This window comes from Citrobacter telavivensis, from assembly GCA_009363175.1.
Classification (GTDB): domain Bacteria; phylum Pseudomonadota; class Gammaproteobacteria; order Enterobacterales; family Enterobacteriaceae; genus Citrobacter_A; species Citrobacter_A telavivensis.
Window position 1 is genome coordinate 1,529,074 of sequence record CP045205.1, and the last position, 17,768, is coordinate 1,546,841.

The window sequence follows — 17,768 nt, forward strand, 5'->3', positions numbered from 1 at the left end:
TATGCTCACCCGCCTGCGCGAAATAGTCGAAAAGGTGGCCAGTGCTCCGCGTCTTAATGAAGCGCTGAATATTCTGGTTACTGACATCTGTCTTGCGATGGATACAGAGGTCTGCTCGGTTTATCTGGCCGATCATGACCGGCGTTGTTATTACCTCATGGCGACGCGGGGGCTTAAAAAACCGCGCGGTCGCACTGTCGCACTCGCGTTTGATGAAGGTATCGTCGGCCTGGTTGGCAGGCTGGCGGAACCTATCAACCTTGCCGATGCGCAAAAACATCCCAGTTTTAAATATATCCCCTCGGTAAAAGAAGAGCGCTTCCGTGCCTTCCTCGGGGTGCCGATCATTCAGCGTCGTCAACTGCTGGGCGTCCTCGTTGTACAGCAGCGTGAACTGCGCCAGTATGACGAAAGTGAAGAATCTTTCCTCGTGACGCTCGCCACGCAGATGGCGGCGATCCTGTCACAATCTCAGCTTACCGCCCTGTTCGGCCAGTATCGCCAGACGCGTATTCGTGCGTTACCGGCGGCACCGGGCGTGGCGATCGCAGAAGGCTGGCAGGACGCGACGCTGCCGCTGATGGAGCAGGTGTATCAGGCCTCGACGCTGGATCCTGCTCTGGAGCGTGAGCGCCTGACCGGTGCGCTGGAAGAGGCGGCAAATGAGTTTCGCCGTTACAGCAAGCGTTTTGCCGCAGGCGCGCAGAAAGAGACCGCTGCGATATTCGATCTCTATTCACACCTGCTCTCCGACGCCCGCCTGCGACGCGAACTGTTTACCGAAGTCGATAACGGTTCGGTGGCAGAGTGGGCGGTCAAAACGATCATCGAAAAGTTTGCCGAACAGTTTGCCGCGCTGAGCGATAACTACCTCAAAGAGCGTGCGGGCGATCTGCGTGCGCTGGGTCAGCGACTGCTGTTTCATCTTGATGATTCCGTACAAGGGCCAAATGCCTGGCCAGAACGCTTCGTGCTGGTGGCTGACGAACTCTCCGCCACGACGCTGGCGGAACTGCCGCAGGACCGACTGGCGGGTGTTGTGGTTCGCGACGGGGCGGCCAATTCCCATGCTGCCATTATGGTGCGTGCGTTGGGCATTCCCACCGTGATGGGGGCTGATATCCAGCCGTCTGTACTGCACCGGCGTACGCTGGTGGTGGATGGCTATCGCGGTGAGCTGCTGGTCGATCCTGAACCGGTATTGATCCAGGAATATCAGCGGCTTATCAGTGAAGAAAACGAGCTTAGCCGTCTGGCGGAAGATGACGTCAATTTACCTGCACAGTTGAAAAGCGGCGAGCGGGTCAAGGTCATGCTGAACGCGGGACTCAGCCCGGAGCATGAAGAAAAGCTGGGCAGTCGTATCGACGGTATTGGCCTGTATCGCACCGAAATTCCCTTTATGCTGCAAAGCGGTTTTCCTTCTGAAGAGGAGCAGGTGGCGCAGTATCAGGGTATGTTGCAGATGTTTAACGACAAGCCAGTGACGCTACGAACGCTGGACGTTGGGGCGGACAAACAGTTGCCGTACATGCCGATCAGCGAGGAGAATCCCTGCCTGGGTTGGCGAGGGATCCGCATTACGCTCGACCAGCCAGAGATCTTCCTTGTCCAGGTCCGCGCCATGCTGCGCGCCAATGCGGCGACGGGCAACCTGAGTATTCTGCTGCCGATGGTAACCAGTATTGACGAGGTGGATGAAGCGCGCCGCCTGATTGAACGTGCCGGGCGTGAAGTGGAAGAGATGATCGGTTACGCGATCCCGAAACCGCGTATCGGCATCATGCTCGAAGTGCCGTCGATGGTCTTTATGCTGCCGAATCTGGCAAGTCGTATCGATTTTATCTCCGTCGGCACGAACGATCTGACTCAGTACGTGCTGGCGGTGGATCGCAACAATACGCGCGTCGCCAGCATCTACGACAGCCTGCATCCGGGGATGTTACGTGCGCTGTCGATGATTGCGCAGGAAGCCGAGCGCAGCGATATCGACCTGCGCGTGTGTGGCGAAATGGCGGGCGATCCGATGTGCGTGACCATCCTGATTGGGCTGGGTTTCCGCCATCTCTCAATGAACGGTCGCTCCGTGGCGCGCGTGAAATACCTGCTGCGCCGTATTGATTACGAAGAGGCAAAAACGCTTGCCCAGCGTAGCCTTGAGGCGCAACTGGCAACGGAAGTGCGCCATCAGGTGGCGGCGTTTATGGAGCGTCGCGGGATGGGTGGTCTGATCCGTGGAGGGATGTAAAAGCGCTATACAGATCTTTTACATCTTCGGCGCAGCCTCGTTAACCCCCTTATGCTATCATTCGCTCCTTTGGAGCGCCTGTAAGCAGTGGGTGCGCATATCGCTCGCTGAGTTTTTTCAGCGGAATAACAAGAACTTGTGGTGACAGATGACCAGTAGCTATCTGCATTTTCCGGAATTCGATCCGGTCATTTTCTCAATTGGGCCCGTTGCACTTCGTTGGTACGGCTTAATGTATCTGGTGGGCTTCATTTTCGCGATGTGGCTGGCGACGCGTCGTGCCAATCGCCCTGGCAGTGGCTGGACTAAGAATGAAGTCGAAAACTTACTCTATGCAGGTTTCCTCGGGGTCTTCCTCGGTGGGCGTATTGGCTACGTACTGTTCTATAACTTCCCGCTGTTCCTGGATAATCCGCTCTACTTGTTCCGCGTCTGGGACGGGGGCATGTCCTTCCACGGTGGCCTGATTGGCGTGATTCTGGTGATGATTATTTTCGCCAAACGCACGAAGCGCAGTTTCTTCCAGGTCTCTGATTTCATTGCTCCGCTGATCCCCTTTGGCCTGGGGGCCGGGCGTCTGGGCAACTTTATCAACGGCGAACTGTGGGGCCGTGTCGACCCGAATTTCTCTTACTCCATGCTGTTCCCTGGGTCACGCACCGAAGATATTCTGCTGCTGCAAACCAACCCGCAATGGCAATCCATTTTCGATACCTACGGCTCCTTGCCGCGTCACGCGTCTCAACTCTATGAGATGGCGCTGGAGGGGGTAGTGCTGTTTATCATTCTTAACCTGTTTATTCGTAAACCGCGCCCGATGGGGTCCGTCTCCGGGCTGTTTTTGATTGGCTATGGCGCGTTTCGTATCATCGTTGAATTCTTCCGTCAGCCGGATCAGCAGTTCACCGGCGAATGGGTACAGTACATCAGCATGGGACAGATCCTCTCGATTCCGATGATTGTCGCTGGTGTTGTCATGATGATGTGGGCCTATCGCCGTCGCCCACAGCAACACGTTTCCTGAGGAACCATGAAACAGTATTTAGAACTGATGCAAAAAGTGCTGGATGAAGGCACACAGAAAAACGACCGCACCGGAACCGGAACGCTTTCCATTTTTGGTCATCAGATGCGTTTTAACCTGCAGGACGGATTCCCGCTGGTGACGACAAAACGTTGCCACCTGCGCTCCATCATCCATGAACTGCTGTGGTTCCTGCAAGGTGACACCAACGTGGCCTATCTGCACGAAAATAACGTCACCATCTGGGACGAATGGGCGGATGAAAACGGCAATCTGGGCCCGGTGTACGGCAAACAGTGGCGTGCCTGGCCGACGCCGGATGGTCGCCACATTGACCAGATCACGACCGTGCTGAACCAGTTGAAAAATGATCCCGATTCGCGCCGTATTATCGTTTCGGCGTGGAACGTCGGCGAACTGGACAAAATGGCGCTGGCACCGTGCCACGCGTTTTTCCAGTTCTATGTCGCGAACGGCAAGCTCTCCTGCCAGCTGTATCAGCGCTCCTGCGACGTGTTCCTCGGCCTGCCGTTTAACATCGCCAGCTATGCGCTGCTGGTACACATGATGGCGCAACAGTGCGATCTGGAGGTTGGCGATTTCGTCTGGACCGGTGGTGACACGCATCTGTACAGCAACCACATGGAGCAGACGCACCTGCAACTGACTCGCGAACCGCGCGCGCTGCCGAAGCTAGTGATCAAACGTAAACCCGATTCTCTCTTCGACTACCGCTTCGACGATTTTGAAATCGAAGGTTACGACCCGCATCCGGGGATTAAAGCGCCGGTTGCTATCTAAACTGACCCTTATCCTGTCATAGCCGACGCCTCCGTGCGTCGGTTTTTTTTATCCAGATGCTGGTTTTTCGGCGTGGATTCCTGAAATGTTGCAACCAGCTGCAACAGAGGAAATTTCCCTCGTAACGCGCCGAAAAACCTGAATTCTCGCCTCGTTTTAACTTCCCGACGCGTCATACTGCCGCCATGAATACACAGCAGGGCTATACGCTCATCGAAACGCTGGTCGCGATGCTTATTATTGTCAGCCTGAGCGCAACGGGTCTCTACGGCTGGCAGCAGTGGCAGCAACAGCAACATCTCTGGCAGACAGCCTGTCAGCTGCGCGATTTCTTGCTGCAGCTACGGGAGGACGCCAACTGGCATAACCGCGACCACATCATTACCGCCATCAGGGAGGACGCGTCATGGTGTCTTGTCAGTTCGACAGCCTCACGAAATACCTGTACGCCGCGCTCTGCGCTCGTTTTTGTGCCGCTCTGGCGCGATGTCGATCTCGTCGGGGTCACCGCCTCGCTGGCGTTTTATGGTCAACGCAATACCGCGTGGCCGGGGAATATTCGCCTGAAAAATACGGCAGGAGAGTGGCGAGTGGTGGTTTCGCCCTGGGGACGCATTCGCCTGTGCGAACGCGACGATACCCAGGGCTGTCGGTGAGTGAGCGTGGTTTTTCTCTGCTTGAGGTACTGATTGCGATGGCAATCAGTAGCGTACTGTTGTTGGGGGCTGCCCGGTTTTTACCGGCGTTACAGCGCGATATTTTGCAGCAGACCCGCAAACTCGCGCTGGAGGATGACGTGTGGCAGCGGGTGTATACCGTCGCGAAGCACCTTCAACGCGCGGGATATTGTCACGGTAGTTGTCGTGGCGAAGGGGTAAACATTGCCGAGGCGGGCCAGTGCGTTATCGTACAGTGGGACGCAAACGCGAATGGTATCTGGGAAACCGAGCCGGTAAAGGAGGCTGAACAAACCGGATTTCGTCTGAATGACAACGTGCTGGAGACGCAGCGCGGCGCGAAAACGTGCGGCGGAAAAGGATGGGATAAAATGACCGATCCTGATGTTGTGCAGATTACGGCATTTGAGGTCACGCGCCAGGATATCGCGGGCTTTGCACCCGAACTGACCTTACATCTGCGCGGCAGTAGTCGGGCAGATCCGCAAACCGTGGCCGACGCGCGCTACAGCGTCAGCGGCTTTAATTTATGAATCGCGAGCGGGGCGTTTCCTCTCTGGCGCTGGTTCTGATGCTGTTGGTCCTCGGTAGCCTCCTGTTGCAGGGCGTTAATCAGCAGCAGAGCAGTTTTGCTTCGCGGGTGGCGATAGAAAGTCAGGCTTTGCAGCGCCAGGCTGTCGTGCAGTCAGCCATGGAGTGGGGCAGGATGCAGCAATGGTCAGTAAACTCCGATAAACCGTGTCGGTACTATGGAGAGGACAATGTTGCTGTTTGCCTGCGCAGACTCGCTGACAGTCGCGCGTTGCTTATTGCCAACTATCAGGGAACGTCCGTATGGCGAGAAGGCGAACAAAAGGAGGAATTCGTTATTTTTTCTCCTCATGGCTGGAGCGATTTCTGTCCGCTACGGGAGGCCGCATTATGCCAGATCCCCTGAGCCGACAGCGTGGGTTTAGCTTGCCGGAAGTGATACTGGCAATGGTCCTCATGGTGATGGTGGTGACGGCGCTTTCCGGGTATCAGCGCGCGTTGATGAACAGTTTTTTCATCAGAGGTCAGTATCTTCAGCTCTGGCGGCAGGGCTGGCAGCAGACGCAACTGCATTCGTTTTCGCCACCTGTTAACTGGCAGGTTAACCGGATGCAGACAACGCAGGCGGGATGTGTCAGCATCAGCGTTACGCTATCTTCACCTCAGGGCAGGCAGGGGAAAATGACGCGCCTGCACTGCCTAAACCGTTAGTTGCCAGGAGTCTCTATGTTAAGGGTCTACCACTCAAACCGTCTGGATGTGCTGGAAGCATTGATGGAGTTCATCGTCGAGCGCGAACGGCTGGACGATCCCTTTGAGCCAGAAATGATTCTGGTGCAGAGTACCGGGATGGCGCAGTGGTTACAGATGACCCTTTCGCAGAAATTTGGTATTGCCGCCAACATAGAATTCCCACTCCCGGCAAGCTTTATCTGGGATATGTTCGTCCGCGTACTGCCGGAGATCCCCAAAGAGAGCGCCTTCAACAAACAAAGCATGAGCTGGAAGTTGATGACGCTGCTCCCGCAACTGCTGGATCATGACGACTTTGCGCTTTTACGCCACTATCTGACGGACGATACCGACAAGCGTAAGCTGTTTCAGCTGTCGTCGCGCGCGGCGGATCTTTTCGATCAGTACCTGGTGTATCGACCGGAATGGCTAACGCAGTGGGAAGCGGGGCGAACGGTCGAGGGGTTAGGCGAGGCGCAATGCTGGCAGGCGCCGCTGTGGAAAGCGTTGGTGGAGTACACCGATACGCTGGGTCAGCCGCGCTGGCATCGTGCTAATCTCTATCAACGGTTTATCCAGACTCTCGAAAATACCGATACCTGCCCGCCAGGCCTCCCTTCCCGTGTGTTTATCTGCGGGATCTCCGCGTTGCCGCCCGTGTACCTACAGGCATTGCAGGCGCTCGGCAAACATATCGACATTCATCTGCTCTTCACCAATCCCTGCCGCTACTACTGGGGCGATATAAAAGACCCGGCGTATCTGGCAAAGCTGCTGGCGCGTCAGCGGCGACATAGTTTTGAAGACCGCCATTTACCCCTGTTCCGTGACAATTCGAATGCCGAAAGTTTGTTTAACGGCGATGGTGAACAGGATGTCGGTAACCCGATGCTGGCCTCGTGGGGGAAACTGGGACGTGACTATATTTATCTGCTCTCAGAACTGGAAAACAGCCAGGAGCTTGATGCGTTTGTCGATGTGACCCCGGATAACCTGCTGCATAACATTCAGGCCGATATCCTTGAGCTGGAAAACCGCGCAGTGGCGGGGGTGAGCCTGGAAGAGTATTCGCGCAGCGATAATAAGCGACGCCTTGACCTGGATGACACCAGCGTCACCTTTCACGTCTGTCATAGCCCACAGCGTGAAGTTGAAATCCTCCACGATCGTCTGCTGGCGATGCTGGAAGCGGACCCAACGCTCACCCCGCGCGACATCATCGTGATGGTGGCGGATATCGACAGTTATAGCCCGTTTATTCAGGCGGTCTTTGGCAGCGCCCCTGCAGAGCGTTATCTGCCTTATGCCATTTCCGACCGCCGGGCGCGTCAGTCGCATCCGGTATTGCAGGCGTTCATCAGCCTGCTGTCACTGCCTGACAGTCGCTTTATTTCTGAGGATGTGCTGGCGCTGCTGGATGTCCCGGTGCTGGCGGCGCGCTTCAATATCAACGAAGAAGGGCTGCGCTATTTGCGACTGTGGGTCAATGAGTCGGGCATTCGCTGGGGAATTGATGATGACAACGTGCGGGAGCTGGAACTTCCGGCAACGGGACAGCATACGTGGCAATTTGGCCTCACGCGTATGCTTTTGGGCTATGCCATGGAAAGTGCGCAGGGCGAGTGGCAGTCCGTTCTGCCTTATGATGAGTCCAGCGGGCTGATAGCCGAGCTGGTGGGGCATCTGGCGTCATTACTGATGCAGCTTAATCTCTGGCGTCGTAGTCTGGCACAGGAGCGTCCGCTGGAAGAGTGGCTGCCGGTGTGTCGTGAGATGCTCAACGACTTCTTCCTGCCGGACACTGAAACCGAGGCGGCCATGACGCTTATCGAGCAACAGTGGCAGGCGATGATCGCCGAAGGATTGAAGGCTGAATATGACGACGCGGTCCCCCTGTCACTGCTGCGCGATGAGCTGGCGCAGCGGTTGGATCAGGAGCGGATCAGCCAGCGTTTTTTAGCCGGGCCGGTGAACATCTGTACTCTGATGCCGATGCGTTCTATTCCCTTCAAAGTCGTCTGCCTGCTGGGAATGAACGACGGTGTCTATCCGCGCCAGCTTGCGCCGCTCGGCTTTGATCTCATGAACCAGAAACCGATGCGTGGGGATCGCAGTCGTCGTGATGACGACCGTTATCTGTTCCTTGAGGCCTTAATTTCTGCCCAGCAGTCGCTTTACATCAGCTACATCGGGCGCTCGATCCAGGATAACAGCGAACGCTTCCCTTCCGTGCTGGTTCAGGAACTGCTCGATTACATCGGACAAAGCCACTATTTGCCGGGTGACGAAGCATTGACCAGCGATGAGAGCGAGAAACGGGTCAAAGCGCATATCGCCCGACTGCATACCCGCATGCCGTTCGATGCGCAAAATTTCCTGCCCGGCGAGCAGCAGAGCTACGCCAGCGAGTGGTTGCCCGCGGCAAGCCGTTGCGGAGAGGCCCATAGCGATTTTGTGCAGCCGTTGGCCTTTGACATGCCAGAGATGCTGAGTCTGGAAACGCTGCAACGTTTCTGGGCGCATCCAGTACGGGCGTTTTTTCAGCAGCGCTTGCAGGTCAATTTCCGCTCCGAAGAGAGTGAAATCCCGGATACCGAACCATTTACCCTGGAAGGACTAACCCGTTATCAGCTCAACCAGCAGTTACTGAATGCACTGGTCGAACAGGAGGATGCCGAACGTCTGTTCCGTCGCTTCCGCGCGGCGGGGGATCTGCCGTATGGGGCTTATGGCGAGATCCTCTGGGAAGTTCAGCATCAGGAAATGCAGACGCTGGCGGACAGGATCGTGGCCTGCCGTCAGCCGAGCCAAAGTCTGGAGGTCGATCTGCACTGTAACGGCGTACAGTTGACCGGGTGGCTACCGCAGGTGCAGGAAGATGGGCTGCTGCGCTGGCGGCCTTCGTTAATCAGCATTTCACAAGGCGTGCAACTTTGGCTCGAACACCTTGTCTATTGTGCCTGCGGGGGAAAAGGTGAAAGCCGGCTGTTTTTGCGAAAAGACGGAGAGTGGCGTTTCCCACCGCTGGAAAAAGAGCAGGCATTGGGTTACCTGGCGCAACTGATTGACGGATATCGCGAAGGAATGTCCGCACCGCTGCTGGTGCTTCCGGAAAGCGGCGGCGCGTGGATAAAAACCTGTTATGACGCGGCAAATGATGCCATGTTAGATGACGATGATACGCGACAAAAAGCCCGCGTGAAGTTTATGCAGGCTTACGAAGGCAACATGGTCGTGCGTGGCGAAGGCGAGGATATCTGGTATCAGCGCCTGTGGCGGCAACTGGACTCCGAGACCCTGGAGGCCATTATTTTGCAGTCACAACGTTACCTGCTTCCGCTTTTCAGATTTAATCAGTCGTGATGATTGTATAAAAATTGCGCAATTTTGATGCTTCCTTTATGATGCGTTGCCCTGCTCAGAGAAGCATCCAACATGTCTTTGCGCAGAAAGAAAGTTAATGATGAGGTTCTTGAATGCCCCGCAGCACCTGGTTCAAAGCGTTACTGTTGTTGGTCGCCTTTTGGGCGCCCTTAAGTCAGGCAGACACCGGTTGGCAGCCCATTGCGGAAACCATCCGTAAAAGCGACAAAGATACCCGCCAGTATCAGGCCATTCGTCTGGATAATGGCATGGTGGTATTACTGGTATCCGACCCGCAAGCGGTGAAATCGCTTTCTGCGCTGGTGGTACCCGTGGGGTCGCTGGAAGATCCCGATGCGCATCAGGGACTGGCACATTATCTTGAGCACATGTGTCTGATGGGATCGAAAAAGTACCCACAGGCCGACAGCCTGGCGGAATACCTGAAATTGCACGGCGGCAGCCACAATGCCAGTACCGCGCCGTACCGTACCGCGTTCTACCTGGAAGTGGAGAACGACGCGCTTACCGGTGCTGTTGATCGTCTGGCCGATGCCATTGCCGAACCGCTGCTGGATAAAAAATATGCCGATCGTGAGCGCAATGCGGTAAACGCAGAGCTGACGATGGCGCGCACCCGTGACGGGATGCGGATGGCGCAGGTGAGTGCGGAAACCATCAACCCGGCGCATCCTGGTTCACGTTTTTCCGGTGGTAATCTGGAAACCTTAAAAGACAAACCGGGTAACCCGGTGCAGCAGGCATTGCGCGATTTTCACAGCAAGTATTACTCCGCCAATCTGATGAAAGCGGTTATCTACAGCAATAAGCCTTTGCCGGACCTGGCAAAGATTGCTGCAGAGACCTTTGGGCGGGTGCCAAACAAGAATATCGAAAAGCCGGAAATTACCGTTCCGGTTGTCACCGATGCGCAGAAGGGCGTCATTATCCATTACGTTCCTGCGCTGCCGCGTAAAGTGCTGCGCGTTGAGTTCCGAATTGACAACAACAGCGCGCAGTTTCGCAGTAAAACCGACGAGCTGATCACATATCTGATTGGCAACCGTAGTTCGGGTACGCTTTCTGACTGGCTGCAAAAGCAAGGGCTGGTGGAAGGCATTCGCGCGGATTCCGATCCGGTGGTCAACGGCAACAGCGGTGTGTTAGCCATTTCCGCCACGCTGACCGATAAAGGCCTGGCAAATCGCGAAGAGGTTGTCGCGGCTATTTTCAGCTATCTCAACCTGTTACGTGATAAGGGTGTGGATAAACGCTACTTTGACGAGCTGTCGCATGTGCTTGATCTCGACTTCCGTTATCCGTCGATCACCCGTGATATGGATTACGTCGAGTGGCTGGCGGATACCATGATCCGCGTGCCGGTGGCGCATACGCTGGATGCGGTGAACATCGCCGATCGGTACGATGCGAAAGCGATTCAGGCGCGTCTGGAGATGATGACGCCGCAAAATGCGCGTATCTGGTACATCAGCCCGAAAGAACCGCACAACAAAACTGCTTACTTTGTTGATGCCCCTTATCAGGTCAATAAAATCAGCAAGCAGACCTTCAGCGACTGGCAGAATAAAGCGCAGGGTATTGCGCTGTCTCTGCCGGAACTGAACCCCTATATTCCTGACGATTTCACGCTGATTAAACCGGAAAAGAAATATGACCGTCCGGCGCTGATCGTGGATAAGCCTGATCTGCGCGTGGTGTACACCTCGAGCCAACATTTTGCCAGCGAACCAAAGGCGGACGTGAGCGTCATTCTGCGTAATCCGCAGGCGATGGACAGCGCCAGGAATCAGGTTATGTTTGCGCTGAACGACTATCTGGCGGGGATTGCGCTCGACCAGTTAAGTAATCAGGCGGCAGTGGGGGGCATCGGTTTTTCAACCAACGCCAACAATGGCTTAATGCTCAACGCTGACGGCTACACACAGCGTTTACCGCAGCTTTTCCAGGCATTGCTTGAAGGCTACTTCAGCTACACCGCAACCGAGGAGCAGCTTGAGCAGGCGAAATCCTGGTATAGCCAGATGATGGATTCCGCCGAGAAAGGGAAAGCTTACGAGCAGGCGATTATGCCGGTGCAGATGATCTCTCAGGTGCCCTATTTCTCGCGCGATGAGCGGCGCGCGCTGCTGCCGTCGATCACCCTGAAAGAGGTGATGGCCTACCGTGAAGCGTTAAAATCGGGTGCCCGTCCGGAATTCCTGGCAATTGGCAACATGAGCGAAGCGCAGGTCACAACGATGGCGCGGGATATCCAGAAACAGCTTGGCGCGAACGGTTCCGAATGGTGTCGCAACAAAGATGTGCTGGTGGATAAGAAGCAGTCGATCATTTTTGAAAAAGCGGGCAGCAGCACCGACTCTGCACTGGCGGCGGTATTTGTTCCCACCGGCTATGATGAGTATGCCAGCGCGGCCTACAGCGCCATGCTGGGTCAGATTGTTCAGCCGTGGTTCTACAATCAACTGCGTACGGAAGAGCAGTTAGGATATGCGGTGTTCGCCTTCCCGATGAGCGTCGGACGTCAGTGGGGGATGGGCTTCCTGCTGCAAAGCAGCGATAAACAGCCGTCATATCTTTGGGATCGCTATAAGGCGTTTTTCCCCACGGCGGAGGAGAAGCTGCGGGCGATGAAACCGGAAGAGTTTGCCCAGATTAAGCAGGCTATCGTCGCGCAGATGTTGCAGGCACCGCAAACGCTGGGTGAAGAGGCATCGAAATTAAGCAAAGATTTCGATCGCGGTAATATGCGATTCGATTCACGTGATAAAATTGTGGCTCAGATAAAACAGCTGACGCCGCAAAAACTTGCTGATTTCTTCCATCAGGCGGTGGTAGAGCCGCAAGGCGTGGCGGTACTGTCGCAGATTTCCGGTGGTCAAAACGGGAAGCCACACTATGTGCACCCGGAAGGCTGGAAAGTGTGGGACAACGTCAGCGCGTTGCAGCAAACTTTGCCCCTGGTGAGAGAACAGAATGAATGATGTCGCCGAGTCCCTTGATCCCCTGCGCTTGCCCCTCACGGGCGAGCGCCTGATTGAAGCCTCTGCGGGCACCGGCAAAACCTTTACTATCGCGGCGCTCTATCTGCGTCTGCTCCTCGGACTTGGCGGTTCCACTGCCTTTCCCCGTCCCCTGACCGTTGAAGAACTGCTGGTGGTGACCTTTACCGAGGCCGCCACCGACGAGTTGCGTGGTCGCATCCGCAGTAATATTCATGAGCTGCGGATAGCCTGTCTGCGCGAATCGACCGACAATCCCCTTTATGCCCGTCTGCTGGACGAGATCGACGATAAAAAGCAGGCGGCTCAGTGGCTGCTGCTCGCCGAGAGACAGATGGATGAGGCGGCGGTGTTCACCATCCACGGTTTTTGTCAGCGCATGCTGAGTCTGAATGCCTTCGAATCCGGCATGTTGTTTGAGCAACAGTTGATCGAAGATGAATCTCTGCTGCGCTACCAGGCCTGCGCGGATTTTTGGCGTCGACACTGTTACCCCTTATCACGTGACATTGCCCAGGTAGTGTTTGAAACGTGGAAAGGACCGCAGGCGCTGCTGGCAGATATTAACCGTTACCTGCAAGGGGAAGCGCCGGTCATCAAAGCGCCGCCGCCGGATGATGAAACGCTGGCGTCCCGTCATCAACAGATCGTGCAGCGAATCAACGCGCTTAAACAACAGTGGTGTGACGCGGTGGGTGAGCTTGAGGGATTGATGGAAGCCTCAGACATCGACCGGCGTAAATTTAATCGTGGCAACCAGGGTAAATGGATCGAGAAGATCAGCGTCTGGGCTCAATCCGGGACGCAAAGCTACCAGTTGCCAGAGGCACTGGAGAAATTCTCGCAGCGTTTTCTTGAGGATCGCACCAAAGAAGGCGGTGCTGTGCCGCAGCATCCGCTGTTTGTCGCGATAGATGAACTGTTGTCAGAACCTTTGACCCTCAGAGATCTGCTGATCACCCGTGCGCTGGCGGAGATCCGTGAGACGGTGGCGAAAGAAAAACGTCGCCGGGGTGAGCTGGGATTTGACGATATGCTCAGTCGACTGGATGGCGCGCTGCGCAGTGAAAGCGGCGATGCGCTGGCAGCGGCGATTCGAGCCCGCTTCCCGGTGGCGATGATCGATGAGTTCCAGGATACCGATCCGCAACAATACCGCATTTTCCGTCGCATCTGGCAGCATCAGCCGGACACCGCGCTGTTGCTGATAGGCGACCCCAAGCAGGCGATTTATGCGTTTCGCGGCGCGGATATTTTTACCTATATGAAGGCCCGCGGTGAGGTCAGCGCGCACTATACCCTCGACACCAACTGGCGTTCCGCGCCGGGCATGGTGAACAGCGTCAACAGGCTGTTCGGCCTGATGGACGATGCCTTTATGTTTCGCGAGATCCCGTTTCAGCCGGTGAAATACGCCGATAAAAATCAGTCGCTGCGTTTTGAATTTCATGGCGAAACTCAGCCCGCGATGACGATGTGGCTGATGCAAGGGGAAAGCTGCGGAGTAGGGGATTATCAAAGCTATATGGCGCAGGTGTGCGCCGCGCAGATCCGCGACTGGCTGAAGGCCGGGTTGAGCGGTGAGGCGATACTTTTCAACGGCAAGGATGCGCGTCCGGTGAGTGCGGCGGATATCAGCGTGCTGGTACGTAGCCGTCAGGAAGCGGCGCTGGTGCGCGACGCCCTGACGCATCTGGCGATCCCTTCCGTGTATCTTTCCAACCGCGACAGCGTGTTTGAAACGCTGGAAGCGCAGGAGATGCTCTGGGTTTTACAGGCGGTGATGGCACCGGAAAAGGAAAATACGCTGCGTAGCGCACTGGCAACCTCCATGATGGGGTTGAACGCGCGCGACATTGACATGCTCAACGACAATGAAAATGCCTGGGATCAGGTGGTCGAAGAGTTTGTCGGCTACCGCCAGATCTGGCAGAAACGGGGCGTGATGCCGATGCTGCGCGCGCTGATGTCGACGCGAAAGATTGCGGAAAATCTGCTGGCGACGGCGGGGGGCGAACGTCGCCTGACCGATATTTTGCACATTAGCGAGTTGTTGCAGGAGGCGGCTTCGCAACTGGAAAGCGAGCATGCACTGGTACGCTGGCTTTCGCAGCATATTCTTGAGCCTGACAGCAACGCCTACAGCCAGCAAATGCGCCTGGAAAGCGACAACCATCTGGTGCAAATCGTCACTATCCATAAGTCAAAAGGGCTGGAGTATCCGCTGGTCTGGCTGCCGTTTATCACTCATTTCCGCATTCAGGATCAGGCGTTTTATCACGATCGCAACTCGTTTGAAGCGGTACTGGATCTGAGCGAAGCGGACGAAAGCGTGGCGCTGGCAGAAGCCGAACGGTTGGCGGAAGATCTGCGTTTACTGTACGTGGCGCTGACCCGTTCAGTCTGGCACTGTAGTCTGGGCGTCGCCCCTCTGGTGCGTCGTCGGGGCGATAAAAAGGGCGATACCGATGTGCATCAGAGCGCGCTGGGGCGTCTGCTGCAAAAGGGCGAACCGATGGATGCCGCCGGGCTACGCGCGGCGATAGAGGCGGTTTGCGATGAGAACATCATCTGTCTTGTCCCGGAAGCGGTCAGCATGGAGCCGTTGCCCGTCACTGCGGCGAGCGGGGCGTCGCTGAATGCCCGACGAGTACAACGAACGCCTGGCGACAGTTGGCGGGTGACCAGTTATTCTGGCCTGCAACAGCGCGGTCATGGTATTGCGCAGGATCTCATGCCGCGACTGGATATCGATGCGACTGGCGTCGGTGAGGTGGTTGAGGAACCTGAACTGACGCCGCACCAGTTTCCGCGCGGTGCGTCGCCGGGGACGTTTTTACACAGCCTGTTTGAAGATCTCGATTTTACCCAACCGGTAGAGGCTGCCTGGGTGCAGGACAAACTGGCGCTTGGCGGTTATGACGCCGGTTGGGAGCCGGTGATTACCGCGTGGGTGACGGCCATTCTCCATGCGCCGCTGAATGAGACAGGCATCAGCCTGAGCCAACTGTCTGCGCGTGAAAAACAGGTCGAGATGGAGTTTTATCTGCCCATTAGCCAACCGCTTATCGCGGAGAGGCTGGATGCGCTGATCCGTCAGTTTGACCCGCTTTCGGCGGACTGCCCGCCGCTGGAGTTCGCCCAGGTTCGCGGGATGCTCAAGGGCTTTATCGATCTGGTGTTTCGTCACAACGGGCGCTATTACCTGCTGGATTACAAATCGAACTGGCTGGGTGAAAACAGCTCGGCTTACACCCCACAGGCGATGGCCACGGCAATGCAGGCGCATCGCTACGATTTGCAGTATCAGCTCTATACCCTCGCGCTGCACCGGTATTTGCGCCATCGCATTGCGGATTACGACTACGAGCGCCATTTTGGCGGCGTGATTTATCTGTTCCTGCGCGGTGTGGACAGCGAACAGCCGCAGCAGGGGATTTACACCACCCGCCCGTCTGAGGAGCTGATTGCCCGGATGGACGAGATGTTTGCCGGTGTGGCACTGGAGGACGCATCGTGACGCTACAAAAGCGATTGCTTGAGGCCGTCGAGCAGAAGCAACTGCGCCCTCTGGATGCGCAATTCGCGCTGGCGGTGACCGGCGAACATGAACCTGCCGTCACGCTGGCAGCGGCGTTACTCAGCCGGGATGCCGGAGAAGGGCACGTTTGTTTACCGCTCGCCCGACTGACGATGGGGGCTGACCTGCCTCCTCTGCTGGCAGCCTGCCTGAGTGAGACAGGTGAACCGACTGACTGGGCGGAATGTCTGCTCGCATCGGACGCCGTCAGTCGTGGAGAGCGGCCATCGCCGATGATCCTCCACGGCGATCGGCTGTATCTGAACCGGATGTGGCGCAACGAACGCACGGTCGCCCGTTTCTTTAGCGAGGTGAATCGACCCATTGCGGTAGATGAAGCCTTACTGACGCAAACGCTGGAAGCGCTGTTCCCGACAACAAACGAAATCAACTGGCAAAAAGTTGCCGCTGCGGTGGCGCTGACCCGCCGCATTTCGGTGATTTCCGGCGGGCCGGGTACGGGGAAAACAACGACCGTGGCGAAACTGCTGGCGGCGCTGATCCAGATGGCGGAAGGCGAGCGTTGCCGTATTCGCCTGGCGGCACCGACGGGCAAAGCCGCCGCGCGTCTGACTGAGTCCTTAGGCAAGGCGCTGCGCCAGTTGCCGCTGACGGATGAACAAAAGCAACGCATCCCGGATGATGCCAGCACCTTACACCGACTGTTGGGCGCTCAGCCTGGCAGCCAGCGCTTACGTCATCACGCAGGCAATCCGTTGCATCTGGATGTGCTGGTGGTGGATGAGGCGTCGATGATCGACCTGCCGATGATGTCGCGACTGATAGATGCATTGCCACCGCACGGGCGCGTCATTTTCCTCGGCGATCGCGACCAGCTCGCCTCGGTTGAGGCGGGGGCGGTGCTGGGCGATATCTGCGCCTGGGTGAATGCGGGCTATACCCCAGAACGGGCGCAGCAGCTGGCTCGCCTGACGGGGATGCCCGTTCCGGCAGGCGTGGGCAACGACGCCGCCACGCTGCGTGACAGTCTCTGCCTGCTGCAAAAAAGCTATCGTTTTGGCCGTGATTCCGGCATCGGACAACTGGCTGCGGCGATCAACCGTGGTGATAAGGCCGCGATAAACGGCGTTTTCCAGCAGGGCTTCAGCGATATCGATAAACGGACGCTGGAGAGCAGTGAAGATTACACCGCCATGCTTGAAGACGCGCTGACAGGTTACGGACACTACCTGACGTTGCTTCAGGCGCGCGCGGAGCCGGCGTTAATCATTCAGGCATTCAATGAATTCCAGCTGCTGTGTGCGCTGCGTGAAGGGCCGTTTGGCGTGAGCGGACTGAATGAACGCATCGAACTGGCTATGCAGCAAAAGCGTAAAATTCATCGTCTGCCCCATTCCCGCTGGTATGAAGGGCGACCCGTAATGATTACCCGTAACGACAGCGCGCTGGGATTGTTTAACGGCGATATCGGCGTGGCGCTCGATCGTGGGCAAGGATTACGGGTCTGGTTTGCGATGCCGGATGGCAGTATTAAATCTGTACAACCCAGTCGTCTGCCGGAGCATGAAACCACCTGGGCGATGACGGTGCACAAATCGCAGGGCTCAGAGTTCGATCATGCCGCGCTGGTGTTACCCACGCAGCGTACGCCGGTGGTAACAAGGGAGTTAGTGTATACCGCTGTCACCCGCGCACGTCGCCGCCTGTCGCTGTATGCTGATGAACGCATTCTTGGCAGTGCGGTTGCGACCCGTACCGAACGTCGCAGCGGGCTGTCGACGTTGTTTAAATGACAGGTTACCGGATGGCGTTTGCGCTTATCCGGCCCGTG

11 protein-coding genes are annotated in these 17,768 nt (G+C 56.6%); all 11 read left to right on the forward strand.

Annotation, left to right across the window (positions count from 1 at the left end; genetic code table 11):
* The first annotated feature begins 1 nt into the window (after position 1).
* Entirely contained in the window at positions 2 to 2,248 is a 2,247-nt protein-coding gene (gene ptsP / locus GBC03_09460) for a phosphoenolpyruvate--protein phosphotransferase (protein QFS70419.1), read from the forward strand.
* Between the two features lie 148 nt (positions 2,249 to 2,396).
* The gene (locus GBC03_09465; GenBank protein QFS70420.1) at positions 2,397 to 3,272 is read left to right on the forward strand and encodes a prolipoprotein diacylglyceryl transferase; all 876 of its coding nucleotides are present in this window, start codon (positions 2,397 to 2,399) and stop codon (positions 3,270 to 3,272) included.
* A gap of 6 nt (positions 3,273 to 3,278) precedes the next feature.
* Positions 3,279 to 4,073: a thymidylate synthase gene (gene thyA, locus GBC03_09470; GenBank protein QFS70421.1), complete on the forward strand. Its 795-nt coding sequence runs from the start codon at positions 3,279 to 3,281 to the stop codon at positions 4,071 to 4,073.
* Between the two features lie 185 nt (positions 4,074 to 4,258).
* Positions 4,259 to 4,729, forward strand: coding sequence for a prepilin peptidase-dependent protein (locus tag GBC03_09475; GenBank protein QFS70422.1), 471 nt, complete (start codon positions 4,259 to 4,261; stop codon positions 4,727 to 4,729).
* Positions 4,720 to 5,283: a prepilin peptidase-dependent protein gene (locus GBC03_09480; GenBank protein QFS73962.1), complete on the forward strand. Its 564-nt coding sequence runs from the start codon at positions 4,720 to 4,722 to the stop codon at positions 5,281 to 5,283. Before GBC03_09475 ends, GBC03_09480 begins: the two co-directional genes overlap by 10 nt.
* A complete protein-coding gene (locus GBC03_09485; protein ID QFS70423.1) occupies positions 5,280 to 5,687 on the forward strand; it encodes a DUF2509 family protein in 408 nt (135 codons plus the stop codon). The genes GBC03_09480 and GBC03_09485 overlap by 4 nt, the downstream gene beginning before the upstream one ends.
* Positions 5,672 to 5,992 carry a prepilin-type N-terminal cleavage/methylation domain-containing protein gene (locus GBC03_09490; GenBank protein QFS70424.1) on the forward strand — a complete coding sequence of 107 codons (321 nt, stop codon included), beginning with the start codon at positions 5,672 to 5,674 and terminating at the stop codon, positions 5,990 to 5,992. Before GBC03_09485 ends, GBC03_09490 begins: the two co-directional genes overlap by 16 nt.
* A gap of 15 nt (positions 5,993 to 6,007) precedes the next feature.
* A complete protein-coding gene (gene recC / locus GBC03_09495; GenBank protein ID QFS70425.1) occupies positions 6,008 to 9,376 on the forward strand; it encodes an exodeoxyribonuclease V subunit gamma in 3,369 nt (1,122 codons plus the stop codon).
* 113 nt (positions 9,377 to 9,489) lie between these two features.
* Positions 9,490 to 12,378 carry a pitrilysin gene (locus GBC03_09500; GenBank protein QFS70426.1) on the forward strand — a complete coding sequence of 963 codons (2,889 nt, stop codon included), beginning with the start codon at positions 9,490 to 9,492 and terminating at the stop codon, positions 12,376 to 12,378.
* Entirely contained in the window at positions 12,371 to 15,916 is a 3,546-nt protein-coding gene (gene recB / locus GBC03_09505) for an exodeoxyribonuclease V subunit beta (protein ID QFS70427.1), read from the forward strand. The genes GBC03_09500 and recB overlap by 8 nt, the downstream gene beginning before the upstream one ends.
* A complete protein-coding gene (gene recD, locus GBC03_09510; GenBank protein ID QFS70428.1) occupies positions 15,913 to 17,730 on the forward strand; it encodes an exodeoxyribonuclease V subunit alpha in 1,818 nt (605 codons plus the stop codon). Before recB ends, recD begins: the two co-directional genes overlap by 4 nt.
* Positions 17,731 to 17,768: the final 38 nt, after the last annotated feature.